Source organism: Rhizobium phaseoli, assembly GCF_001664385.1.
Lineage (GTDB): Bacteria > Pseudomonadota > Alphaproteobacteria > Rhizobiales > Rhizobiaceae > Rhizobium > Rhizobium phaseoli.
This window is the reverse complement of the sequence record NZ_CP013534.1, coordinates 211,931-235,001: the sequence shown is the minus strand read 5'-3', so window position 1 is coordinate 235,001 and position 23,071 is coordinate 211,931. Positions and strand designations below refer to the sequence as shown.

Annotated in this window: 22 protein-coding genes; 18 read left to right on the top strand and 4 right to left on the bottom strand. The window is 62.8% G+C overall.

Annotated elements, in window-relative coordinates:
* Nucleotides 1-42: 42 nt before the first annotated feature.
* Nucleotides 43-282, bottom strand: coding sequence for a hypothetical protein (locus AMC88_RS24425; protein ID WP_064826212.1), 240 nt, complete (start codon nucleotides 280-282; stop codon nucleotides 43-45).
* A 240-nt stretch (nucleotides 283-522) separates the two neighbouring features.
* Between AMC88_RS24425 and AMC88_RS24420 the strand changes: the two genes are divergently transcribed.
* Complete coding sequence (locus AMC88_RS24420; protein ID WP_064826302.1) at nucleotides 523-1,476, top strand: LysR family transcriptional regulator; 954 nt, start codon at nucleotides 523-525, stop codon at nucleotides 1,474-1,476.
* Here the strand turns inward: AMC88_RS24420 and AMC88_RS24415 are convergent, their stop codons facing one another.
* Complete coding sequence (locus tag AMC88_RS24415) at nucleotides 1,477-1,815, bottom strand: cupin domain-containing protein (RefSeq protein ID WP_064826301.1); 339 nt, start codon at nucleotides 1,813-1,815, stop codon at nucleotides 1,477-1,479.
* Between the two features lie 174 nt (nucleotides 1,816-1,989).
* On the opposite strand from AMC88_RS24415, the gene AMC88_RS24410 reads away from it, so the two are divergent.
* The 4 genes from AMC88_RS24410 (at nucleotide 1,990) to AMC88_RS24395 (ending at nucleotide 5,698) form a co-directional block, all read left to right on the top strand.
* A complete protein-coding gene (locus AMC88_RS24410; protein ID WP_010020213.1) occupies nucleotides 1,990-3,177 on the top strand; it encodes an acyl-CoA dehydrogenase in 1,188 nt (395 codons plus the stop codon).
* Between the two features lie 90 nt (nucleotides 3,178-3,267).
* Entirely contained in the window at nucleotides 3,268-3,729 is a 462-nt protein-coding gene (locus AMC88_RS24405; RefSeq protein WP_064826211.1) for a hypothetical protein, read from the top strand.
* A complete protein-coding gene (locus AMC88_RS24400) occupies nucleotides 3,726-5,087 on the top strand; it encodes an FAD-containing oxidoreductase (RefSeq protein WP_064826210.1) in 1,362 nt (453 codons plus the stop codon). The genes AMC88_RS24405 and AMC88_RS24400 overlap by 4 nt, the downstream gene beginning before the upstream one ends.
* A 41-nt stretch (nucleotides 5,088-5,128) precedes the next feature.
* Entirely contained in the window at nucleotides 5,129-5,698 is a 570-nt protein-coding gene (locus AMC88_RS24395; protein ID WP_064826209.1) for a DedA family protein, read from the top strand.
* Between the two features lie 124 nt (nucleotides 5,699-5,822).
* Here AMC88_RS24395 and AMC88_RS24390 read toward each other — a convergent pair whose 3' ends face one another.
* The gene (locus AMC88_RS24390; protein WP_012490592.1) at nucleotides 5,823-6,866 is read right to left on the bottom strand and encodes an NAD(P)-dependent alcohol dehydrogenase; all 1,044 of its coding nucleotides are present in this window, start codon (nucleotides 6,864-6,866) and stop codon (nucleotides 5,823-5,825) included.
* A 484-nt stretch (nucleotides 6,867-7,350) separates the two neighbouring features.
* On the opposite strand from AMC88_RS24390, the gene AMC88_RS24385 reads away from it, so the two are divergent.
* From AMC88_RS24385 to AMC88_RS24350, 8 genes are all read left to right on the top strand, one after another.
* Complete coding sequence (locus AMC88_RS24385) at nucleotides 7,351-7,713, top strand: copper resistance CopC family protein (protein ID WP_064826208.1); 363 nt, start codon at nucleotides 7,351-7,353, stop codon at nucleotides 7,711-7,713.
* 384 nt (nucleotides 7,714-8,097) lie between these two features.
* On the top strand, nucleotides 8,098-8,187 hold the full coding sequence (locus tag AMC88_RS24380) for a K(+)-transporting ATPase subunit F (protein ID WP_003594574.1): 90 nt from the start codon (nucleotides 8,098-8,100) through the stop codon (nucleotides 8,185-8,187).
* A gap of 67 nt (nucleotides 8,188-8,254) precedes the next feature.
* A complete protein-coding gene (kdpA, locus tag AMC88_RS24375) occupies nucleotides 8,255-9,958 on the top strand; it encodes a potassium-transporting ATPase subunit KdpA (protein ID WP_012490590.1) in 1,704 nt (567 codons plus the stop codon).
* A gap of 63 nt (nucleotides 9,959-10,021) precedes the next feature.
* On the top strand, nucleotides 10,022-12,082 hold the full coding sequence (gene kdpB / locus AMC88_RS24370) for a potassium-transporting ATPase subunit KdpB (protein WP_012490589.1): 2,061 nt from the start codon (nucleotides 10,022-10,024) through the stop codon (nucleotides 12,080-12,082).
* Between the two features lie 20 nt (nucleotides 12,083-12,102).
* Nucleotides 12,103-12,672: a potassium-transporting ATPase subunit KdpC gene (gene kdpC / locus AMC88_RS24365; RefSeq protein ID WP_012490588.1), complete on the top strand. Its 570-nt coding sequence runs from the start codon at nucleotides 12,103-12,105 to the stop codon at nucleotides 12,670-12,672.
* A gap of 205 nt (nucleotides 12,673-12,877) precedes the next feature.
* Nucleotides 12,878-15,586 (top strand): sensor histidine kinase, encoded by a 2,709-nt coding sequence (locus tag AMC88_RS24360; protein WP_012490587.1) that lies wholly within the window; start codon nucleotides 12,878-12,880, stop codon nucleotides 15,584-15,586.
* Entirely contained in the window at nucleotides 15,583-16,275 is a 693-nt protein-coding gene (locus AMC88_RS24355) for a response regulator transcription factor (RefSeq protein WP_012490586.1), read from the top strand. The genes AMC88_RS24360 and AMC88_RS24355 overlap by 4 nt, the downstream gene beginning before the upstream one ends.
* Before the next feature lie 50 nt (nucleotides 16,276-16,325).
* On the top strand, nucleotides 16,326-16,781 hold the full coding sequence (locus tag AMC88_RS24350) for a PTS sugar transporter subunit IIA (RefSeq protein WP_012490585.1): 456 nt from the start codon (nucleotides 16,326-16,328) through the stop codon (nucleotides 16,779-16,781).
* A gap of 49 nt (nucleotides 16,782-16,830) precedes the next feature.
* Here the strand turns inward: AMC88_RS24350 and AMC88_RS24345 are convergent, their stop codons facing one another.
* On the bottom strand, nucleotides 16,831-17,847 hold the full coding sequence (locus AMC88_RS24345) for a porin (RefSeq protein WP_012490584.1): 1,017 nt from the start codon (nucleotides 17,845-17,847) through the stop codon (nucleotides 16,831-16,833).
* A gap of 360 nt (nucleotides 17,848-18,207) precedes the next feature.
* Here AMC88_RS24345 and AMC88_RS24340 point away from each other — a divergent pair, with 360 nt between their 5' ends.
* From AMC88_RS24340 to AMC88_RS24320, 5 genes are all read left to right on the top strand, one after another.
* On the top strand, nucleotides 18,208-19,233 hold the full coding sequence (locus AMC88_RS24340; protein ID WP_012490583.1) for a sulfate ABC transporter substrate-binding protein: 1,026 nt from the start codon (nucleotides 18,208-18,210) through the stop codon (nucleotides 19,231-19,233).
* Nucleotides 19,234-19,241: 8 nt separating this feature from the next.
* Nucleotides 19,242-20,099, top strand: coding sequence for a sulfate ABC transporter permease subunit CysT (gene cysT, locus AMC88_RS24335; RefSeq protein ID WP_012490582.1), 858 nt, complete (start codon nucleotides 19,242-19,244; stop codon nucleotides 20,097-20,099).
* A complete protein-coding gene (gene cysW / locus AMC88_RS24330) occupies nucleotides 20,089-20,958 on the top strand; it encodes a sulfate ABC transporter permease subunit CysW (protein WP_012490581.1) in 870 nt (289 codons plus the stop codon). Before cysT ends, cysW begins: the two co-directional genes overlap by 11 nt.
* A 10-nt stretch (nucleotides 20,959-20,968) precedes the next feature.
* The gene (locus AMC88_RS24325) at nucleotides 20,969-22,009 is read left to right on the top strand and encodes a sulfate/molybdate ABC transporter ATP-binding protein (protein WP_012490580.1); all 1,041 of its coding nucleotides are present in this window, start codon (nucleotides 20,969-20,971) and stop codon (nucleotides 22,007-22,009) included.
* A 230-nt stretch (nucleotides 22,010-22,239) separates the two neighbouring features.
* On the top strand, nucleotides 22,240-23,055 hold the full coding sequence (locus AMC88_RS24320) for a cell wall hydrolase (protein WP_004672098.1): 816 nt from the start codon (nucleotides 22,240-22,242) through the stop codon (nucleotides 23,053-23,055).
* The last annotated feature ends 16 nt before the right edge of the window (nucleotides 23,056-23,071 follow it).

Below are 23,071 nucleotides of genomic sequence, written 5' to 3'. Positions count from 1 at the left end.
TGCTCCTTCGTCTCCGGCATATTGGCGCGTTTCAGCCTGCTATTATTTCCATTGCGTCCCATTCTCGGCCGCGCAGCCATAGGGAGGCAAGGCACCCCTGAAGGTTTCCTTCAGCTTGGCGCAGCCCCAGGCATTGAGCGGGCCTGGCATGGATGTGTTGAGCGTGATGCCGACTTCGTCATAGGGGCTGTCGGTGTTGGTAACGTAACGATACCAGCGAAAACCGATGACGACGACGAACGCGATCGCGATCGTCAGCAGCAGGCGAACCAATTTTTTCATCAATAGTTCCTCAAAATACAAACGCGGCCGTGTAGCATTGGCGCATAGCGGCTGAAACCATCCCCGCCGAGGCATCACCAAGTTCTCACGGGGCGTGGTCTCGAATTCACAAGGCCGGCCTTCACCGGCCCGCGATTCCCATTCTTTATCTGATGTTAAAACATAAATAAAAACAATGAATTGTTTAAAAAACGCGAGACCATGCTATGGGTTATTGATTGTTGAACGAGAGAAATGGTGATGACCAATCCACCGCAGTTTACCTGGGACGATCTGCAGTTTTTTCTCGCCGTCGCCCGCACCGGGCAGCTGTCGACGGCCGCCCGGCAGCTGCGCTCCAGCCATGCCACCGTTTCGCGGCGCATCGACCGGCTGGAATTCACCCTCAAGGTCAAGCTGTTCGAGCGCAATCCGCGCGGTTACGTGCTGACCGCCATGGGCACACGCTTCGTCGAGACGGCCGAGCGGATGGAGCAGGAGACCGAGCGGCTGCGCGCCGACCTCGCCGACGGCTCGATGGCGCAGCGCGGCCTGGTGCGCCTGAGCGCGCCGGAAGGTTTTGCCAATTTCTTCTTCGCCACCGTGCTGCATCGGTTTGCCGCCCGGCATCCGCATCTGGCGCTCGAACTGGTGACGATCCAGCAGATCATGTCGCTGTCGCGCAAGGAGGCCGATCTGTCCGTCGTGCTCGACGAGCCGAAGGGCGGGCCCTATTTCGCCGAGAAGCTGACCGACTATCATCTGCAGATCTACGGCTCGCGCGACTATCTGGCGAAGGCGCCTGCGATCACCTGCCGCGACGACCTGCTTGAGCATCCCTTCGTCAGCTACATCGAGGAGATGATTTTCGCGCCGGGCCTGGATTACCTCAGCGATGTGCATCCGCGCATCAAGCCGCAGTTCCAGAGCTCCAGCATCTTCGCGCAGCTGACCGCCACCCGAAACGGCCTCGGCCTCTGCATCCTGCCCTATTTCTTCGCCAGCCGTTATCCCGAGCTGGTGCGGGTGCTGCCCGCCGAAATCGACCTCAAGCGCCAGTACTGGATCACCTGCCATCGCGACCTGAAACAGGCGCCACGCGTGCGCGCCGTCATCGACTTCCTGCGTGAGGCCGTGCGCGGCGAGGACGCGCGCTTCGTGCCGCCCTATGTCACCGCCGCCGGCCCGCAGCGCCGATCGGACGCCGAAACATGACTATTTGAGGAACTCGGCCCGGTGCGGCGTGAATGTATCGATCAGCCGGCCCTTTTCCAGCGCCTTGACGCCATGGATGAGATTGGGCGGCACGATGAAACTGCCGCCCTGCCGCAGCACCTCGGTCCGCCCGTCGATCGTCACCTCGAAGCTGCCCTCGGCGACATAGCTTGCCTGGATATGCGGATGCGAATGGGCCGCACCGACGGCGCCGCTCTCGAAAGCGACTTCCACCATCATCATCTCAGGCAGATAGGTCATGATGCGCCTGGTCACGCCCAGCTCGGGATTGACCCATTCGGCGCCTTCGGCCGATACGAACAGATCGCTTGACGACATTTCCGTCTCCTCGTTCCAGAATCGATCGGGGGCAAAGTGGAGCATGCCAGCGCTTTTGAAAAGATGGCGCGCCCTGTCTTTTCGATGGGGCCGCCTTCTGTTGACGCGGTCGGCTGGCGGGTCTATGCGACCTTGAGCGAGGCAAGCCTGAATCCTGGGTGAGGAGACGCCGACATGCAGCATACGCGCGAGGTTTTCGACTGGGCCGATCCGTTCCGCCTGGTGGAGCAGCTGACCAACGAGGAGCGCATGGTGCAGGACACCGCCCATGCCTATGCGCAGCAAAAGCTCGCGCCCCGCGTTCTCGACGCCTTCCGCAATGAAAGGACCGATCCGGCAATCTTCCGCGAAATGGGAGAACTCGGCCTGCTTGGCCCGACGATCTCCCCTGACTATGGCGGCGCCGGCCTTGGTTATGTCGCCTACGGCCTGATCGCCCGTGAGGTCGAGCGGGTCGACAGCGGCTATCGTTCGATGATGAGCGTGCAGTCCTCGCTGGTGATGGTGCCGATCGACACCTTCGGGTCTGAGGCGCAGAAGCTGAAATACCTGCCGAAACTGGCCGCCGGCGAATGGATCGGCTGCTTCGGCCTGACCGAACCCGATCACGGCTCCGATCCCGGCTCGATGGCGACACGCGCCAAAAAGGTCGATGGCGGCTACAGCCTCACCGGCTCGAAAACCTGGATCTCGAACGCGCCGATCGCCGATGTCTTCGTCGTCTGGGCCAAGACCGAGGACGGCCTCATCCGCGGCTTCATCCTCGAAAAGGGCTGGAAGGGGCTTTCGGCGCCGGCCATTCACGGCAAGGTCGGCCTGCGCGCCTCGATCACCGGCGAAGTGGTGATGGACGGGGTCTTCGTGCCCGAGGAAAACCTGCTGCCCGGCGTCACCGGCCTCAAGGGACCGTTCACCTGCCTCAACTCGGCCCGTTTCGGCATCGCCTGGGGCGCGCTCGGGGCTGCCGAGGATTGTTATGCCAGGGCACGGCAATACACGCTCGAGCGCAAGCAGTTCGGCCGGTCGCTCGCCGCCAACCAGCTCATCCAGAAGAAGCTCGCCGACATGGCGGCGGAAATCTCGCTCGGCCTGCAGGGCTGCCTGCGGCTCGGCCGCATGAAGGAAGAAGGCCATCCGCCGGTGGAGCTGACCTCGATCCTCAAGCGCAACAGCTGCGGCAAGGCGCTGGAGATTGCACGCGCCGCCCGCGACATGCTCGGCGGCAACGGCATCTCCGACGAATTCGGCATCGCCCGCCACCTCGTCAACCTCGAAGTGGTCAACACCTATGAGGGCACGCACGACATCCACGCGCTGATCATCGGCCGGGCGATCACCGGCATCGCCGCCTTTGCCAACTAAACTCCCGGCGCGGCAAGTCTAATTGCCACGCGCCTGACAATGTGCAACCTTCCCTCTCGCGGCACAAAGCCGGCAATGAGGGGATCGCGCATGTTTCTGCTTCTTGCATTGCTGATCGGTGTCATCTCCGGCCTTCGCGCCATGACCGCGCCCGCTGCCGTCGCCTGGGGCGCAGCGCTCGGCTGGTTCGAAGTGTCGCAAACGCCGCTTGCCTTCATGGGTTACCGGTGGACGCCGTGGATCTTCACGGTTCTCGCCATCGTCGAGCTGATCACCGATCAGCTGCCCTCGACACCGTCGCGCAAGGTGCCGGTGCAGTTCGGCGCCCGTATCGTCACCGGGGCGCTCGCCGGGGCGACGATCGGCGCCGCCAGCGGCCTGTTCTTCGGCGGCCTGATCGCTGGCGTGATCGGCGCTGTCATCGGCACCTATGGTGGCGCCGCCCTGCGCGGCAGGGTGGCCGCGTCCTTCGGCAGGGACCTGCCGGCCGCCCTGATCGAGGATGCCGTCGCCGTCATCGGTGCGGCGCTGATCGTGGGGGCCGTGTCATGAAAAGCTTCGACGCCATCGTCATCGGCGCCGGCCAGGCCGGCCCATTTCTTGCCGCCCGCATGGTCGAGAAGGGTATGAAGGTGGCGCTGATCGAGCGCAAATTCCTCGGCGGAACCTGCGTCAATGCCGGCTGCATGCCGACGAAGACGCTGGTCGCCAGCGCCCGCGCCGCCCATGTCGCCAGAAGCGCTGCCGCCTACGGCGTCAATATCGAAGGCGCCATCGCCGTCGACATGAAAGTGGTCAGAGCCCGCGCCGAAACGGTGACCATGAATGCCCGCAACGGTCTGATTGGCTGGTTTGCCGGGATGGACGGCATGAGCGTAATCTATGGTCATGCCCACTTCGAGGGTCCGAACACCGTCAGCGTCAACGGAGAGACCCTGACCGCGCCGCGCATCTTCCTCAATGTCGGGGCGCGGCCTGTCATTCCCGACCTGCCCGGCATCGATGACATCGACTACCTCACCAGCACCTCGATCATTCATCTCGACACGCTGCCGCGGCATCTGGCCGTCATCGGAGGCAGCTATATCGGGCTGGAATTTGCTCAGATGTATCGCCGCTTCGGCGCCGAAGTCAGCGTCATCGAGCACGGCCCGAAGCTCGCATCGCGCGAGGACGAGGATATATCCGATGCGATCGCCGAGATCCTGCGTTCGGAAGGCATCGACGTCCATACCGACGCCGGCAACATCGCGTTGGCTGTAAACGGCAATGGGGTGAGCGTCACCGCCGGCGCGGCGACGATCGACGCGAGCCACGTGCTGATCGCCACCGGCCGCAAGCCGAATACCGACGATCTCGGCCTCGATGCCGCCGGCGTTGCCACCGACAAGCGCGGCTACATCACGGTCGACGACAAGCTCGCCACCAATGTCGAGGGCATCTTTGCGCTCGGCGACTGCAACGGCCGCGGCGCCTTCACCCACACCTCCTACAATGATTTCGAGATCGCCGCCGCCAATCTGCTGGACGGTGATGACCGGAAGGTCTCGAGCCGCATCCCGGCCTATGCGCTCTACATCGACCCGCCGCTCGGACGCGTCGGCATGACCGAAAAACAGGCGCGCGAGACGGGCCGCAAGATCATGGTCTCGAGCCGGCCGATGAGCCGCGTCGGCCGCGCCAACGAGCGCGGCGAGACCAAGGGCTTCATGAAGGTGATTGCCGACGCCGAGACCAAGGAAATCCTCGGCGCGGCGATCCTCGGCATTGAGGGCGACGAGGTGATCCACGGCCTGATCGACGCGATGAATGCCGGGACCACCTATCCGACGCTGAAATGGTCGGTGCCAATCCATCCGACGGTGTCGGAGCTGATCCCGACGCTGCTTGGCGATTTGAAGCCCGTTTGACGGTGACCTGACACGTCGGGAACAGGTGAGGGCGAGCCGTCATGTCTATCGAACTGCTGATCGAGAATTACGGCCTGCTGGCGATCTTCCTGGGTGCGGCCATCGAAGGCGAAACGGCCGCCTTCCTCGGCGGAGTCGTTGCCCATCGCGGGCTGCTGAGCTATTCGGCGGCGGCATCCGCGGCCGTTGCGGGATCCTTCGTCGGCGACCAGTTCTGGTTCTTCGCCGGCCGTTACGCCGCCCGCTGGAGCTTCGTCCGCCGGCTGATGGAGAAGCCGGCGCTCGCCCGCGCAACCCAGCTTCTCGAAAAATATCCGACCGGATTCATTCTTGCGTTTCGTTTCCTGGTGGGATTGCGGACGATCAGCCCTGTCGTCATCGGGACCACGCGAATACCGACCGGCAAGTTCGTCGTCCTCAATGCCGTGGCCGCGCTGGCATGGGGGCAGCTGTTTACGGCGCTCGGCTACCTGTTCGGGCACGGCATCCAGCAGCTATTGGGCCATCTTCCCCTTCACCGCCATCTGCTGATTGCTGCCGGAGCCGCGGCTGTCATTGCAGCCGCCGCTTTTGCCTTTCGCAAAATGAGACCAAGTGCGGGCCACTCCTAGAACAGGATGATTTTAGGCCGGTCGGCCTAAAATGTGAATCCTGTTCTAAACTAAAGAGTTAGAGCATGATGTCGTCCGAAAACCGCTCATACTTTTCGGCATCATGCTCCAGACGTGGCGTGCCCTATTCCATCACGATCTGCAGCTTGACGTCGCTCGGCCGGGCTTCGACGGCACGATCGAAGGCCTTGATCGAATCCTCGAATGTGAAGGTCTCCGATATCAGCGGCTTCAGGTCGACGCGTCCCGAGGCGAGCAGCGCGATCGATCGCTCATATTGATGGGCATAACGGAACACCGTTTCGATGCGGATCTCCTTGGTGGTCGCCGTCGAGACGTCGAAACCAACAGGATTGATCGGCAGGCCGACGGCGACGATGACGCCGCCCGGGCGCGGCAGCGCCATGATCGTCTCCCAGGCTTTCGGCGAACCGGAGCATTCGAAAACCACATCCGCACCCCAGCCGTCCGTCAATCGGGCGACTTCCTCGATCAGGTTCTTCTCGCGGATATTGACCGGGATGACACCCTGGTATTGCGCGGCGATATCGAGCTTCGGCTGCGCGAGATCGGCGACGATCGCCCGGGCGCAGCCGCCGGCCAGCGCCGCGATCGCCACCATCGTGCCGATCGGCCCGGCGCCAAGCACGATCGCGGTATCACCAGGCGCAATCTTTGCCTTGCTCGCCGCCTGCATGCCGACGGCGAAGGGCTCGACCATGGCGCCTTCGGCAAAGCTGACATTGTCAGGCAGCTTGAACGTATAGTTGGCGGGATGCACGACTTCGGGCGTCAACACGCCATGGACCGGCGGCGTCGCCCAGAATGTGACGGCAGGATCGATATTATACATGCCGAGCCGGCTTGCCTTGGAGTTCGGATCGGGAATGCCGGGCTCCATACAGACGCGGTCGCCGGCTTTCAGATGGGTGACGCCGGCGCCCACCTCGACCACCGTGCCGGCCGCCTCATGGCCGAGCACCATCGGCGCGTTGACGACGAAGGGACCGATCTTGCCGTGGGTATAATAATGCACGTCCGAACCGCAGACGCCGACGGTATGAATCCTGATCTTGACCTGCCCCGGTCCTGTCTCCAGCGGCAGATCGATATCGCGAAGCGCAAGCTCATGCTGGCGCTCCAGCACCAGCGCACGGACTTTGGTCATGATCGGTTTCCTTCCCTTTTGCCCCGCTTCAGCGGGTGCCATCGATACGGACTATAAGACCGCAAGCGGCGGCAATTCAATCGCACCAGCCAAGCTTTTGCTCAACATGTGATGAAATGCCCATTTTCTATAATCCGAAAGATTCACGTTCCAAGACCTCTGTATGATTTCAGCCGAGGCCGACGGGGAGTACATTCTCAGTTCGAGATCCCCGGGGTCTCAGTTTGAGATCCCCGCAATCAGAACAGGCAAAGAGATGAAGAGCGGCCCGACGATATCAAGGTCAATCCGGCAATTCTGGCAGCGGCTTGCGGACCTGATCACCGCTCTGCCGAAAGCCCCCCGGCCGCGGCCGGTGCGCGTTATCGCAAAAACTAGGGATCGAAATCCTCCCCCACAGCGTTATTAATAATGCGTCGGCATGGCGTCACGGAAGCATGACGGCTCCGGGCACATGCGGGTCGACACGATAAGGAAGACCATCATGAAGTCGACCGCGTCATTCTGTCTGTTCGTCTCCCTTCTCTTCACCGCAAGTGAAGCCTCTGCGGCTCTGGAACAAGCCTCGCTTCCGCCGCAGCAGCAAGAAGTAAGGCTGGCGCCGGCCAACGTCGAACTCACCTTCACCGGCCCGGTCGACCTTGCCCGTTCGACGGCCGTCCTGTTGGATGCTCAGGGTACGGCGCTTCCCACGGGCAAGCCGTTTCTCTCCGGCCCCGAAGGATCGATCTTCAAGATTCCGCTCGATCCTGCCATGGCGCCCGGCCTCTACACCGTCGACTGGCGCGTCCTCTCGATGGACGGGCGCAGCGCCGAAGGCCAATACCGGTTCCGAGTCGATCCTTAGAGCATGTCGGTTTCCCGGTAACGACATGCGTAAAACAAAGCGCTGAAGCGTTGAAAGCACGTCCGAACGATCGCGACGCGCTTTAGGCACGCCCTGAAAGCATTTATAAGATTTTTATATTGATGGTCCTTCGGCCGTCTCGAACCTTTATGCCCTCCGGCTCCATATTCATGCCCGAGAGATCGAACGGTCATCTCCACGCCAGAAAGCATGAAAGGCGGCCTTTCCAAGCGAATGGCGCCCTTTGTCTTGTCTGACTCCAACAAAGAACAACAGGAGTCACGATCATGATGGATATCCTTCTACTCGGCACCGCGATCTTATTTTTCGCGCTGTGCCTTGCCTACACCAGAGCCTGCGACAGGCTTTGACGGAGAACCGACGATGACCCTCGATTACATCTTGAGCGGTGCCGTGACCGTGTTTCTCACCGTCTACCTCACCTACGCTCTGCTTCGCCCAGAACGCTTCTGAAAAGAACCGGCGCTTCTGAGAACGCGGATGCGCGATCGGGAAGCAGCCGGCATTGAAAGTTACCTCCATGACCCTCAACGGATGGCTTCAGATCCTGCTCTTTTGCGGGATCGTTCTTGCACTCGTCAAACCGCTCGGCGGCTATATGACGCGTGTCTTCAGCGGCGAGCGCACGTTTCTGTCGCCGGTCCTCGTTCCGATCGAACGGGGGCTTTACCGCGTCGCCGGCACCAGCGAAGGCGAGGAGCAGCATTGGACCTCCTATGCCTTCGCCATGCTGACGTTCAATCTTTTCGGCGTCATCGTCCTTTATGCGCTGCAGCGCCTTCAGGGCATCCTTCCGTATAACCCGGCCGGCATGGCCGCCGTCCCGCCGGAGCTTTCCTTCAACACCGCCGTCAGCTTCGTCACCAATACGAACTGGCAGAACTACGGCGGCGAAAGCACCATGTCCTATCTCACCCAGATGGCCGGCTCCACCGTCCAGAACTTCGTTTCTGCCGCCACCGGCATCGCCATCGCGCTTGCCTTCATCCGCGCCTTCTCCCGCGCCTCCGGCAAGGCCATCGGCAATTTCTGGGTCGATCTGACAAAGGCGATCCTTTACCTGCTGCTGCCGATCTGCGTGGTGCTGACGCTCGTCTTCGTCTATCTCGGCGTACCCCAGACGCTTGGGCCTTACGTCAATGCGACGACGCTCGAAGGCGCGCAGCAGACGATCGCCGTCGGTCCGGTCGCTTCGCAGCTCGCCATCAAGATGCTCGGCACCAATGGCGGCGGCTTCTTCAACGCCAATTCCGCCCATCCGTTCGAAAACCCCGATGCGATCTCCAACCTGATCCAGATGGTGTCGATCTTCGCCATCGGCGCAGCACTGACCAACGTGTTCGGCCGCATGGTGGGCAATCAGCGCCAGGGCTGGGCGATCCTCGCCACGATGGGCGCACTGTTCCTCGTCGGCGTCATCGTGACTTATTGGGCCGAAGCCGCCGGCAATCCGCTGATGCACGCCTTCGGCCTTCAGGGCGGCAACATGGAGGGCAAGGAAGTCCGCTTCGGCGTCGCCCTCTCCTCGCTGTTTGCCGTCATTACCACGGCTGCCTCCTGCGGCGCGGTCAACGCGATGCACGGCTCGTTTACCGCGCTTGGTGGCCTCATTCCGCTGATCAACATGCAGCTCGGCGAAATCATCGTCGGCGGTGTCGGCGCGGGCTTCTACGGCATCCTGCTGTTCATCATCGTCGCCGTCTTCGTCGCCGGCTTGATGGTCGGCCGCACGCCGGAATATCTCGGCAAGAAGATCGAGGCGAAGGAAATGAAGATGGCCGTCCTCGCCATTCTCTGCCTGCCGCTCGCCATGCTCGTCTTCACCGCGATCGCCACCGTGCTGCCTTCCGCCGTCGCCTCGGTCGGCACCGCCGGCCCGCACGGTTTCTCCGAAATTCTCTATGCCTATACCTCGGCTGCGGCCAATAACGGCTCGGCCTTCGGCGGCCTGACCGGCAATACGCCCTGGTACAATGTGACGCTCGGCATCGGCATGCTCGCCGGCCGCTTCCTGGTCATCATCCCGGCGCTCGCCATCGCCGGTTCGCTGATCGCCAAGAAGACGGTCCCGGCCTCGGCGGGTACCTTCCCGACGGACGGTCCGCTCTTCGTCGGCCTGCTCGTCGGCACGATCCTGATCGTCGGCGGCCTGACCTTCTTCCCGGCGTTGGCGCTCGGCCCCGTCGTCGAACACCTGGTCTCGATTGCCGGACAAACCTTCTGAGGCGTTGCCCGACCCTGCATCGCCGGGGTCCTTCGCCATCCTCGTTTCAAGCTGGAGTCTCTTATGAGCCAGGCAAAATCCGCGAGCATCATCGATTCTCGCATCCTCATTCCGGCGGTGAGCGCCGCCTTTAAGAAGCTGGATCCGCGCGCACTCGCCCGAAACCCTGTCATGTTCGTGGTGGCTACGGTTTCGGTACTGACCACCGCACTTTTCCTGCGCGATCTCGTCGCCGGCAACGGCAATCTCGGCTTCTCCTTCCAGATCAATCTCTGGCTCTGGTTCACCGTGCTGTTTGCCAATTTCGCCGAAGCTGTCGCCGAAGGCCGCGGCAAGGCGCAGGCGGATTCATTGCGCAAGGCGCGCACCGAAACCCAGGCCAAGCTGCTCACCGGCAACAACGGCAACGACTACCGCATGGTGCCCGGCACCAGCCTCGAGGTCGGCGATATCGTGCTCGTCGAAGCCGGCGACATCATCCCCTCGGACGGCGAGGTCATCGAAGGTGTGGCCTCCGTCAACGAAGCGGCGATCACGGGCGAATCCGCCCCCGTTATCCGCGAATCCGGTGGCGACCGCTCGGCAGTGACCGGCGGCACCCAGGTGCTGTCCGACTGGATCCGCGTCCGCATCACCGCGGCGGCCGGCTCCACCTTCCTCGACCGGATGATTTCACTCGTCGAGGGCGCGCAGCGCCAGAAGACCCCGAACGAGATCGCGCTCAATATCCTGCTTGCCGGCATGACGCTGATCTTCGTGCTCGCCACCGCGACGATCCCGAGCTTCGCCATCTATGCCGGCGGCTCGATCCCGATCATCATTCTCGTCGCCCTGTTCGTCACCCTGATCCCGACCACGATCGGCGCGCTGCTGTCGGCGATCGGCATTGCCGGCATGGACCGTCTCGTCCGCTTCAACGTGCTCGCCATGTCCGGCCGCGCGGTCGAGGCCGCCGGCGACGTCGACACGCTGCTGCTCGACAAAACAGGCACGATCACGCTCGGCAATCGCCAGGCGACCAGCTTTCGCCCGGTGCGCGGCGTTTCCGAACAGGAACTCGCCGATGCCGCCCAGCTTGCCTCGCTCGCCGACGAAACGCCGGAAGGCCGTTCCATCGTCGTGCTCGCCAAGGAGAAATATGCGATCCGCGGCCGCGACATGGCGACCCTGAAGGCGACCTTCGTGCCCTTCACCGCCCAGACTCGCATGAGCGGCGTCGATCTCGAAGACGCCTCGATCCGCAAGGGCGCGGTCGATACCGTGCTGACCTATGTCAACAGCGACGCCCCCTCGAAAAACCGCAGCGAGGTCGTGCGAGAACTGCAATCGATCGCCGACGAGGTCGCCAAATCAGGCGGCACGCCGCTCGCCGTCGCCCGTGACGGCCGGCTGCTCGGCATCATCCAGCTGAAGGACATCGTCAAGGGCGGCATCCGCGAACGCTTCGCGGAGCTACGCCGCATGGGCATCCGCACCGTGATGATCACCGGCGACAACCCGCTGACGGCGGCCGCCATCGCAGCCGAGGCCGGCGTCGACGACTTCCTCGCCCAGGCGACGCCGGAGATGAAGCTGGCGCTGATGCGCGAGGAGCAGGCCAAGGGCAAGCTCGTCGCCATGTGCGGCGACGGCACCAACGATGCGCCGGCTCTCGCCCAGGCCGATGTCGGCGTCGCCATGAACACCGGCACGGTCGCCGCCCGCGAGGCCGGCAACATGGTCGATCTCGACTCGGACCCGACCAAGCTCATCGAGATCGTCGAGATCGGCAAGCAGCTTCTGATGACGCGCGGCGCGCTGACGACCTTCTCGATCGCCAACGACATCGCCAAATATTTCGCCATCATCCCGGCGATGTTCCTGACCTTCTATCCGCAGCTCGGCCTGCTCAACGTCATGGGATTGTCGACGCCGCAGAGCGCCATCCTCTCGGCGATCATCTTCAACGCGCTGATCATCATCGCGTTGATCCCGCTGTCCTTGAAGGGCGTGCGCTACCGCCCGATCGGCGCCGGCGCGCTGCTGTCGCGCAACCTGCTGGTCTACGGCCTCGGCGGCATCCTGGTGCCCTTCATCGGCATCAAGGCGATCGACATGGCCGTCGCCGCCCTCGGCCTTGCCTGAAGCGCTTTAGGAGCAAGAACATGTTCAAAGAATTTCGCCCGGCTGTCGTCATGATCATTGCCACGACCGCCATAACAGGGCTTCTTTATCCACTCGCCATGACGGGGGCCGCCCAGGCCCTCTTCCCCAGTCAAGCGAATGGCAGCCTCGTCGAGAAGAACGGCCAGTTGATCGGTTCGACCCTGATCGGCCAGGCCTTCACGACAGACAAATATTTCCACGGCCGTCCCTCGGCCGCCGGCGACGGCTACAATGCCGCCGCCTCCAGCGGTTCGAACCTCGGCCCGACCAGCCAGAAACTGATCGACCGCGTCAAGGGCGACTATGAGGCCGCCAAGGCGGCAAACCCGACCGCCGAGGTACCGGCCGACCTCGTCACCGCCTCGGGGAGCGGCCTCGATCCCGATATTTCGCCGGAGGCCGCCTACTTCCAGGTGGCCCGCGTCGCCAAGGCGCGGAACATCGACGAGGCCAAGGTCAAGGCACTGGTCGACGGCGCCGTTCACCACCGCGAGCTCGGCATTCTCGGCGAACCCACCGTCAATGTTCTGGCGTTGAACCAGAGCCTTGATGATTCTATGACTGAGTGAAGGCTGGCGCCAACGGCAGCCCCTCACCCTAACCCTCTCCCCGTTCTGACGGGGAGAGGGGACGTGCCAGGTGAGAGCTCGGCGTGGAACGGAGACGTCGCGGCATGTCCCCTTCGCCCCGTTTACGGGGAGAAGGTGGCGGCAGTCGGATGAGGGGCTGGTTTCGCCGATCTGAAGTACAGCCATTCGCAGAAAGACCACACGCATGCCAGACGACAATCGCGACCAGGCCGGCAGGCCCTCGCCCGACGCGCTTCTCGAAAAAGCCCGGGCGGAAACGCGCGGCCGTCTGAAGATCTTCCTCGGCGCCGCCCCCGGCGTCGGCAAGACCTATGAAATGCTGATCTCCGGCCGCGCCAAGATCGCTGACGGCCTCGATGTCGTCATCGGCGTCGTCGAGACCCATGGCCGCAAGGAGACCGAGGCGCTGGTCGCCGGCTTCGAGATCATCCCGCGCGTCGAAATCGACTATAAGGGCCGGGTGCTCGAAGAGATGGACCTTGACGGCATCCTCGCTCGTCGGCCGGATCTCGTGCTCGTCGACGAGCTCGCCCATACCAATGCCGAGGGCAGCCGTCATCCCAAACGCTACCTCGACGTCAAGGAATTGCTCGATCGCGGTATCGACGTCTATACGACGCTGAACATCCAGCATGTCGAAAGCCTGAACGACGTCGTCTCGCAGATCACCCGCATCCGCGTACGCGAGACGGTGCCGGATTCGATCATCGACCTGGCCGACGACGTCGAGATCATCGATCTGACGCCGGACGATCTGATCAAGCGCCTGCATGACGGCAAGGTCTATATGCCGCGCACCGCCGAGCGGGCGCTGACCAGTTATTTCACGCCCGGCAACCTAACGGCACTGAGGGAACTGGCGCTGCGCAAGACCGCCCAGCGCGTCGACGACCAGCTGCTGACCCATATGCAGGCGCATGCCATCTCCGGCCCCTGGGCGGCGGGCGAACGCGTCCTCGTCTCGGTCGATCATCACCCGCGCTCGGCCTCGCTGGTGCGCTACGCCGCCCGCATGGCGTCGCGCCTGCGCGCGCCCTGGGCAGCCGTCTATATCGAGACCAGCCGCTCGATCAACCTTAGCGAAGCCGAGCGTGATACGATCGCCTCGACGCTGCGGCTTGCCGAACAGCTCGGCGGTGAGGCGATCACCCTTCCCGGCCGCGAGGTGGCCGAGGAGCTCGTCCGCCATGCCACCGCCAACAATGTCACCCACATCGTCATCGGCGCGCCGAAGAAGCCGACATGGCGTGACTGGTGGGGCCGCTCGATTACCGACGAACTGATCCGCAAGACCGGCGAGATCAGCGTTCACGTCATATCGGGCAACGAGAAGGACGGCACCACCGCGCGCGGCATCAAGGCCGCCGCCACCGCGCCGCAGCTGGATTTCAGAGCCTATCTGCTTGCGACCGTCTATGTCACCATCGCGCTCGGCGTCAGCATCGTGCTCGACCAGGTGCTCGACGTGCGCAATCTGGCGCTGGTCTTCCTGATGGCGGTGCTGACCTCGGCCGTGCTGCATGGGCTCCGGCCGGCGCTCTACAGCTGCATTCTCGGCGCGCTGTCCTTCAACTTCTTCTTCCTGCCGCCGCGCTACACGCTGACGATCAGCGATCCGGAAAGCGTGCTCGCCTTCTTCTTCTTCCTGGGCGTCGCCATCATCGCCAGCAATCTGACCGCGACCGTGCAGCGCCAGGCCGCCGCTGCCCGGCAGCGGGCGCGCACGACCGAAGATCTCTATCTCTTCTCGAAAAAGCTCGCCGGCACCGGCACGCTCGACGACGTGCTCTGGGCGACCGCCTTCCAGCTCGCCTCGATGCTGAAGGTCCGCGTCGTGCTGCTGCTGCCCGAGGAAGGCAGCATCGCCGTCAAGGCCGGTTATCCGCCCGACGACACGCTCGACGATGCCGACATCGCCGCCGCCCGCTGGGCCTGGGAGCACAATCACGCCGCCGGCCGCGGCGCCGACACCCTGCCCGGCGCCAAGCGTCTCTATGTGCCGCTCAGAACCGGACGCGCCGCCGTCGGTGTCATCGGCCTCGACAGCGACCGCCGCGACGGACCGCTGCTGACGCCCGAGCAGCAGCGGCTGCTCGACGCGCTGGCCGACCAGGCGGCCCTTGCCATCGAACGCGTCCAGCTCGTCGCCGATGTCGACCGGGCAAGGCTTGCGGCCGAAGCCGACCGGCTGCGCTCGGCCCTGCTCACCTCGATCTCGCATGATCTGAAGACACCGCTTGCCGCCATCCTCGGCGCCGCCGGAACGTTGCGCGACTATTTCGCCTCGATGCCGGAGGAGGATCGCGCCGACCTGCTGTCCACCGTCGTCGACGAATCCGAGCGCCTCAACCGCTTCATCGCCAATCTGCTCGACATGACCAAGATCGAATCCGGCGCGATGGAGCCGAACTCCGCACTGCACTATGCCGGCGATATCGTCGGCACGGCGCTCGCCCGCGCCGCAAAGATCCTCGAACATCACAAGACCGAGATGAGCATTCCAGCCGAACTGCCGATGGTGCGGGTCGATCCGGTGCTGTTCGAGCAGGTGATCTTCAATCTGCTCGACAATGCCGCCAAATACGCGCCGGAGAGATCGGTGATCCAAATCGAAGGCTGGGCCGACGCCGACAATGTCGTCGTGCAGGTTTCGGACGAAGGCCCCGGCATTCCGCCGGCCGACCTCGCCCGCGTCTTCGACACTTTCTACCGAGTGCGCAAGGGCGATCAGGTGCGCGCCGGCACCGGGCTTGGCCTGTCCATCTGCCGCGGCTTCATCGAGGCGATGGGCGGCACGATCGCGGCCGGCAACCGCAGGGGCCGCCCGGGCGCCGTCTTTACCATCCGGCTGCCGAAACCCAACGACATTCCGAAACTGGACGACCTCAAATGACCGGTTCAGCCGTCAAAATCCTCGTCGTCGACGACGAACCGCCGATCCGCAAGCTGCTCCGCGTCGGCCTGACCGCGCAAGGCTACGAAGTGCAGGAAGTGCCGAACGCCGAAAGCGCCCGCCAGTCGGTCGCCGACGACATGCCCGACCTCGTCGTGCTCGATCTTGGCCTGCCCGACACGCCGGGCCATGACCTCCTGCAGGAGTGGCGCGACGGCGGGCTTTCCATGCCTGTCGTCATCCTCTCCAGCCGCACCGACGAGGCCGGCATCGTCAAGGCGCTGGAAAGCGGCGCCGACGATTACGTCACCAAGCCCTTCGGCATCAACGAACTCGGCGCCCGCATCCGCGTGGCGTTGCGCCACCGGCTGCAGCAGCAGGGGGAAAAGGCGATCTTCCAGACCGGCGGGCTGTCGATCGACCTTGTCAAGCGCATCGTCAAGGTCGACGGCGAGGAACTCAAACTGTCGCCGAAGGAATACGACATCCTGCGCGTGCTCGCCCAGCATGCGGGCAAGGTGCTGACACACCAGTTTCTCTTGAAGCAGGTATGGGGGCCGGCGGCCGACGTGCAATATCTGCGCGTCTACATCAGACAAATAAGGCAAAAAATCGAGAAAATTCCGGATCAGCCGTACTATATAACCACCGAGACCGGCGTCGGCTACCGGCTCAGAGAACCGGACTGACATGCCTCTTCCCCGTTGCCGACCTTCGAGCCGACTATATCGAGAATGACATGAACCTTCCCAACATCATCCGGTCGGAACACACATTCATTGGCGTGTCGGCTCCGACGAAATGGCGGGCGTTGCAGACCATTGCGGACAAGGCGGCCATCGCCTTTTCCGTCGACGCGCCGATCATCCTGAAGGCGCTCGAAGCCCGCGAAAAACTCGGCTCCACCGGGATCGGCAACGGTATCGCCATTCCGCATGCGGCGATCGACGGCATGAGCAGCCCGCGCGGTCTGCTCTTCCGCTTTTCCCGGCCGCTGGATTTCGAGGCGATCGACGATATCCCGGCCGACATTGCGGTGGTGCTGCTTTTCGGGGAGAACAACCGCGGCGAATATCTGAACGTTCTGTCCGCCATCGCGCGGCGGCTGCAATCGGACGGCGTGCTTGCCGCCATGCGCAAGGCAAGGTCGGCCGACGAATTCTACTCAGATTTCATCGCCGACGCCCGAGTATGAAAAAGGCGCGGCCCGAAGGCCGCGCCCGCTCGTCTGCAATCAGACGATCTTAGAAATCGCGCTGGAAGCGCAGGAAGCCGAAGACTTCGTCGTCGCCTTCGTCCTCATCGTGATACTGCACGCTCAGCTTCGAGCGCAGGTCTTCGACGATCTGGTAGTCGATCGTCACACCTGTGGTGTAGGCGCTGCCGCCGGTAAAGCCATTGCCGTCAGCTTCGAGAGCGATGTTTTCGAAGTACTGGAAGCCCGGAGTGATCTTCCATTTGTCGTTGATCTTCAAGGCGTATTCTGCTGCGATCGTCCATTCGGACTCTTCGTAGTAGTAGTTGGCGCCGCTTGCCCAGACGCCGGCGATGCCGAGCGTGCCCGGGCCGATATCGGCATAGACGATGCCGCGAACGGCGACTTCGCTGGTGTCGGTGTCATAACCGGCAAGCAGGTAAGCGCTGATGGCGCCGGCCTTGTAGGAAACCTGGCCTGCGACACCGAAGTTGTTCGGGCCCTCGCCCGGCTTGGTGGCGTAGTCTTCTTCCAGCTCGTCGACCGAGAGGCCGGCGGCGAAAGCGCCATTCTCGTACTGATAACGGATCGAGTTGTGGGTCGTCTCGTTGCTGGCGAGCGTATCGGTCTCGCCGCTCATGTCGTCATCCCACCAGCTATAGAGCTTACCGACGCGGAAGCCGGCGATGTCGATATAGCCTTCATCCAGCAGCGCTTCCTGATCGGAGGCGTTGTCGGCATTGTAACGCAGGGTCATGACGCCGGTCAGCGTGCCGTATTCGGTATCGTTCTTGGCCTGGAAGGTAACCTGGCCGCGAGTCCAGAAGTTCACGTCGGAATCGCCGGAGATATGGTCACCGAAGCGCACTTCGGTACGGATGTAACCGCCGACAGAAAGGCATGTTTCCGTTCCCGGAATATAAAAATAGCCGGTGCCGTAGGCGTCGCAAACGCGAACATATTCCACGGGCTCGGGTTCCGCCGCCACGATGGCGTCGGCTGCGCGTGCTCCGGAGGCCGCGGCAAGGGCGGCAACGGAGGCAAAAAGGATAGTTCTGATATTCATTTTGAATGGCCCTAACAGGTTGGAATGCGAGGCGCATTTCAAGGGATGCCCCCACGTAGCGGCCGGCAAATAACGACCGCACCGCCGCCATATAGGAATCCGCAAGTGTCAAGGCGGCAAGATCCGGGCAGAAATCGGCATCGCCTCCATCGCTTGCGGAGGAACTGTGGCAGAAAAAACACGGTTCTGTGGCCGGACCGGGGCGAGCCGGGAATTGGCCGCGGCCAACTGCGGCATGTCCATTTCAAAATGGACACGTAAATGGAATGAGATTCTAAGAGATCCGTGAAAACGGAAAGTCCTTTCGTTTCATTATACGACTGACTTGATAGAGTTAAGGCAATAAACAGGAGGGTCCCAATGCAGACACAACGGTTCACCCGGCTCCTCGCGGCCGCGGTCATGGCAGGCAGCTTCGTCGTCGGGAGCATCGCTCCTGTGTTCGCGGATCAGGCGCTGCTTAACGTTTCCTATGATCCGACCCGCGAATTGTACAAGGACTTCAATGCCGCCTTTGCCGCCAAATGGCAGAAGGACAACGGGGAAACCGTGACGATCAAGGCCTCGCACGGCGGTTCCGGCGCCCAGGCCCGTTCGGTCATCGACGGCCTCGACGCCGACGTCGTCACCCTGGCGCTCGAAGGCGACATCGATGCGATCGCCAAGGCGACCGGCAAGATCCCCGCCGACTGGAAGACGAAATTCCCGAACAATTCGACGCCCTACACCTCGACGATCGTCTTCCTAGTCCGCAAGGGCAACCCGAAGGGCATCAAGGATTGGGCCGACCTGGTCAAGGACGACGTGCAGGTGATCACGCCGAACCCGAAGACCTCGGGCGGCGCCCGCTGGAACTTCCTTGCCGCCTGGGCATGGGCCAAGCAGGCCAATGGCGGCGATGACGCCAAGGCGCAGGATTACGTGACGAAACTGCTGCAGCATGTTCCGGTCCTCGACACCGGCGCCCGCGGCGCCACCACCACCTTCGTTCAGCGCGGCCTCGGCGACGTGCTGCTCGCCTGGGAAAACGAAGCCTATCTTTCGCTCGAAGAACTCGGCCCCGACCAGTTCGAGATCGTCACGCCGAGCTTCTCCATCCGCGCCGATCCGCCGGTCGCAATCGTCGACGGCAATGTCGACAAGAAGGGCACGCGCAAGGTCGCTGAAGCCTATCTCAACTACCTCTATTCGGACGAAGGCCAGAAGATCGCCGCCAAGCATTATTACCGGCCGATCAAGCCCGAAGCCGCCGATCCGGCCGACATCGCCCGCTTCCCGAAGCTGACGCTTGCGACCATCGACGACTTCGGCGGCTGGAAGGAAGCGCAGCCGAAATTCTTCGGCGATGGCGGCGTATTTGACCAAATCTACAAGCCGGCCCAATAATAGATTTCATGACAGCACATAGCCCCCCGCGGTGGCGGTTTAGGAGGCCGAGCGTCATTCCGGGTTTCGGAATGGCGCTCGGCCTTACCTTGACCTGGCTCACCCTTCTGATCCTCATTCCGCTCTCCGGCCTTGCCGTCCGGTCGAGCGCGCTCGGCTGGGAGAAATTCTGGTCGATCGCGCTCGATCCGCGTACGCTGAATGCGCTGCGCATCAGCTTCGGCACCGCCTTCATCGCCGCGATCGTCAATGCCGTCTTCGGCATCGTCCTCGCTTGGGTGCTGGTGCGCTACCGCTTCCCGGGCAAGCGCATCATCGATGCGATGGTCGATCTGCCCTTCGCACTGCCGACCGCCGTTGCCGGCATCGCGCTGACGACGCTCTATGCGCCGAATGGCTGGGTCGGTCAGTTCCTGACGCCGCTCGGCATCAAGATCGCCTTCACGCCGGCCGGCATCGTCGTGGCGCTGATATTCGTCGGACTGCCCTTCGTCGTGCGCACCGTGCAGCCGGTCATGGAGGAAATCGACAAGGAGGTCGAGGAGGCCGCCGCGACGCTCGGCGCCAACCGCTTCCAGACGATTTTCCGTGTGCTGCTGCCGGGGCTGGCGCCGGCCGTGCTCACCGGCTTCGCGCTCGCCTTTGCCCGCGGCGTCGGTGAATATGGTTCGGTCATCTTCATCGCCGGCAACCTGCCGTTCAAATCGGAGATCGCACCGCTGCTGATCGTCATCAAACTCGAGGAATATAATTATGCGGCGGCGACCGGCATTGCCGCGATCATGCTGATCCTCTCCTTCGGCATGCTGCTCGTCATCAACCTCATCCAGAGCTGGAGCAGGCGGAGATACGGTTATGGCGCTTGATACGACCGTTCAACCCAAACTGCGTTCGGTGACAACCGAACACAGGATCGCCCGCTACGGCCTGATCATCCTGTCGCTGGTCTTCCTGCTGCTGATCCTGCTGCTGCCGCTTGCCGCCGTCTTCGTCGAAGCCTTCCGCAAGGGGACCGGCCCCTTTCTCGAAGCGCTGCAGGATGCCGAGACCCTCTCGGCGATCAGCCTGACGCTGATTGTCGCCGGCGTCAGCGTGCCGCTCAACCTCGTCTTCGGGATCACCGCCGCCTGGGCGATCGCCAAATTCGAGTTCAAGGGCAAGGCTTTCCTGACGACGCTGATCGACCTGCCCTTCTCGGTCTCCCCCGTCATCTCCGGCCTGGTCTTCGTGCTTCTCTTCGGCGCCAATACCTGGCTCGGCCACTGGCTCAGCGCCAACGACATCAAGATCCTGTTTGCCGTGCCCGGGCTGATCCTCGCGACCATGTTCGTCACCTTCCCCTTCGTCGCTCGCGAACTGATCCCGCTGATGCAGGAACAGGGAACGGCCGACGAGGAGGCAGCGCTTTCGCTCGGCGCCAGCGGCTGGCAGACCTTCTGGTACGTGACGCTGCCGAACATCAAATGGGGCCTGCTCTACGGCGTGCTGCTGTGCAACGCCCGCGCCATGGGCGAGTTCGGCGCCGTCTCGGTGGTTTCGGGCCATATTCGCGGCCAGACCAACACCATGCCGCTGCAGGTCGAGATCCTCTATAACGAGTATAATTTTACCGGCGCCTTCGCCGTGGCCACGCTTCTGGCCCTGCTGGCGCTCGTCACCCTGGTTTTGAAGACGCTGCTGGAAATGCGCTACAGCGCCGAGATCTCCGCCAGCCGGCGGCACTGAAGGAATTGCAATGGAAGTACGCGTTCAAAACATTCGCAAGGAATTCGAGCGTTTTCCGGCGCTGCACGATGTCTCTCTCGACATTCGCTCCGGCGAGCTGATCGCTCTGCTCGGCCCCTCGGGTTCCGGCAAGACGACATTGCTGCGCCTGATCGCCGGCCTGGAAAGCCCGACGGAGGGGCAGATCTTCTTCGGCGACGAGGATGCCTCGAAGAAATCGGTGCAGCAGCGCAATATCGGCTTCGTCTTCCAGCATTATGCCCTCTTCCGCTACATGACGGTGCTCGACAACGTCTCCTTCGGGTTGAGGGTCAGAAAGGGCGCGCGCCGTCCTGCCAAGGCCGACATCCGCCGGCGGGCGCTGGAACTGCTCGACCTTGTGCAGCTTTCCGGCCTCGAGGCGCGTTATCCGGCACAGCTTTCCGGCGGCCAGCGCCAGCGCGTGGCGCTTGCCCGCGCCATGGCGGTCGAACCGAACGTGCTGCTGCTTGATGAACCCTTCGGCGCGCTCGATGCGCAGGTGCGCAAGGACCTACGCAAATGGCTGCGCGAGATCCACGACCGCACCGGCCACACCACCGTCTTCGTCACCCACGACCAGGACGAGGCGCTGGAGCTTGCCGACCGCGTCGTCGTCATGAGCCAGGGCGCGATCGAGCAGGTCGGCACGCCGGATGAGGTCTACGACTATCCCAACTCGCCCTTCGTCTTCGGCTTCATCGGCCAGTCGAATTGCCTGCAGGTCGATATTTCAGACGGCGACATCCGCTTCGAAGGCCGCTCGCTCGGTCTCAATGCCGAGGGTGAGCCCGATGGACCGGCGCAGCTCTACTTCCGCCCGCATGACGTCAGGCTCTGCGAATCGGCGGAAAACTGCATTGCCGGCCAGCCGGTCTCCAGCCGCCGGGTAGCCGGCACCCGTCATATCGAACTCGATATCGGCAATGACCGCCCGCATATCGAAATCGAGCTGCCGCCGAGCGAGGCCGACCGGCTCGATCGCCACCGGGTGGCTTTCAAGCCGACTCGCTGGAAGCTGTTTCGCAGCTGACGATCACGGGCGCAAAAGACGGCTGCCGCAGTTGGCGCTGCTGCATAATCCGTTAAATTTTGAGGATTATGCAGCGGCTTGTCTGAGACTCGCCGCCTGAATCGCTTTCAGCGAGAGTCGATTTTGGCATTTGTGATCTCTGGTTGTTTGTGTTTCAGTCATATGACGAGTAAAAGTTTTTTCGCGTTAATCATAAAGGGCTGGACTAATCCCATAGGAGGCACTTGGCGTTGAGGGCGGAGATTTCCTTTGGAAAATCCCTGATCGGGATTTTATTCGTAGGACTGGCGGCTACAGGCTGCACCACAACACCGAAGCCGGCGACCACGGCGGCCAAGACCAAGGTTCAATCGACGAAAGTCACTTTCAATTATACGGCAAAAGATCGCGACTGCCTGAAGCGCGCGATGTATTTCGAATCGCAACATTCCGATGAAGACGGCTATATGGCCGTCGGCACCGTCGTCATGAACAGACTGACGTCCGGCGCCTATCCCCCATCGATCTGCGGCGTTGTCGCCCAGGAGAAGCAGTTTGCGCCCGGCGTCATGACACGCGAGGTCAAGCCGCAGGCCGAACCGGAGCTTGCCACTGCGGCCGATGCGATCCTGTTGAAGGGCGCGCGCCATCCGGCGGTGAAGGAAGCAATGTTCTTCCACACCGACGGGCTGAAATTCCCCTACGACAACATGCATTATGTGACCGTTGCCGGCGGCAATGCCTTCTACGAGAAGCGCGACTCCAACGGCATGCTCGAAACGCCGCCGCCGCTGCCCTCCTACGAAGTGGCAATGAATTATGTACCCGGCGAAAGCATGCTGCCACCGCAGTTCGAGGCGCTGATCCCCTCGGCCGTTCCCGTTCCTCTGCCGGCGCCCGATCCGATGGCCACGGCGAGCACGGCGCCGATGCGGATAACGGCGCCGGTGACCCAGCCGGAACCCTCGATCGCACCCGAGCCGGGAATGCCGATCGCCATCCCGACGCCCCGCCCCGCCTATGACAGCGTCATGCTGCGCGGAAGTGTTGCGACAGACGGCGGATAAACCTGTATTTCGTTCA

Excerpts from the sequence above, each read along its gene's own strand:
- AMC88_RS24415 (WP_064826301.1), bottom strand. The coding sequence starts at position 1,815 with ATGTCGTCAAGCGATCTGTTCGTATCGGCCGAAGGCGCCGAATGGGTC.
- AMC88_RS24355 (WP_012490586.1), top strand. The coding sequence starts at position 15,583 with ATGACCGGTTCAGCCGTCAAAATCCTCGTCGTCGACGACGAACCGCCG.
- AMC88_RS24325 (WP_012490580.1), top strand. The coding sequence starts at position 20,969 with ATGGAAGTACGCGTTCAAAACATTCGCAAGGAATTCGAGCGTTTTCCG.
- AMC88_RS24380 (WP_003594574.1), top strand. The coding sequence starts at position 8,098 with ATGACCCTCGATTACATCTTGAGCGGTGCCGTGACCGTGTTTCTCACC.
- cysT (WP_012490582.1), top strand. The coding sequence starts at position 19,242 with ATGACAGCACATAGCCCCCCGCGGTGGCGGTTTAGGAGGCCGAGCGTC.
- AMC88_RS24390 (WP_012490592.1), bottom strand. The coding sequence starts at position 6,866 with ATGACCAAAGTCCGTGCGCTGGTGCTGGAGCGCCAGCATGAGCTTGCG.
- kdpB (WP_012490589.1), top strand. The coding sequence starts at position 10,022 with ATGAGCCAGGCAAAATCCGCGAGCATCATCGATTCTCGCATCCTCATT.
- kdpC (WP_012490588.1), top strand. The coding sequence starts at position 12,103 with ATGTTCAAAGAATTTCGCCCGGCTGTCGTCATGATCATTGCCACGACC.
- cysW (WP_012490581.1), top strand. The coding sequence starts at position 20,089 with ATGGCGCTTGATACGACCGTTCAACCCAAACTGCGTTCGGTGACAACC.
- AMC88_RS24360 (WP_012490587.1), top strand. The coding sequence starts at position 12,878 with ATGCCAGACGACAATCGCGACCAGGCCGGCAGGCCCTCGCCCGACGCG.
- AMC88_RS24350 (WP_012490585.1), top strand. The coding sequence starts at position 16,326 with ATGAACCTTCCCAACATCATCCGGTCGGAACACACATTCATTGGCGTG.
- kdpA (WP_012490590.1), top strand. The coding sequence starts at position 8,255 with ATGACCCTCAACGGATGGCTTCAGATCCTGCTCTTTTGCGGGATCGTT.
- AMC88_RS24340 (WP_012490583.1), top strand. The coding sequence starts at position 18,208 with ATGCAGACACAACGGTTCACCCGGCTCCTCGCGGCCGCGGTCATGGCA.
- AMC88_RS24395 (WP_064826209.1), top strand. The coding sequence starts at position 5,129 with ATGTCTATCGAACTGCTGATCGAGAATTACGGCCTGCTGGCGATCTTC.
- AMC88_RS24410 (WP_010020213.1), top strand. The coding sequence starts at position 1,990 with ATGCAGCATACGCGCGAGGTTTTCGACTGGGCCGATCCGTTCCGCCTG.
- AMC88_RS24425 (WP_064826212.1), bottom strand. The coding sequence starts at position 282 with ATGAAAAAATTGGTTCGCCTGCTGCTGACGATCGCGATCGCGTTCGTC.
- AMC88_RS24345 (WP_012490584.1), bottom strand. The coding sequence starts at position 17,847 with ATGAATATCAGAACTATCCTTTTTGCCTCCGTTGCCGCCCTTGCCGCG.
- AMC88_RS24420 (WP_064826302.1), top strand. The coding sequence starts at position 523 with ATGACCAATCCACCGCAGTTTACCTGGGACGATCTGCAGTTTTTTCTC.
- AMC88_RS24385 (WP_064826208.1), top strand. The coding sequence starts at position 7,351 with ATGAAGTCGACCGCGTCATTCTGTCTGTTCGTCTCCCTTCTCTTCACC.
- AMC88_RS24405 (WP_064826211.1), top strand. The coding sequence starts at position 3,268 with ATGTTTCTGCTTCTTGCATTGCTGATCGGTGTCATCTCCGGCCTTCGC.
- AMC88_RS24400 (WP_064826210.1), top strand. The coding sequence starts at position 3,726 with ATGAAAAGCTTCGACGCCATCGTCATCGGCGCCGGCCAGGCCGGCCCA.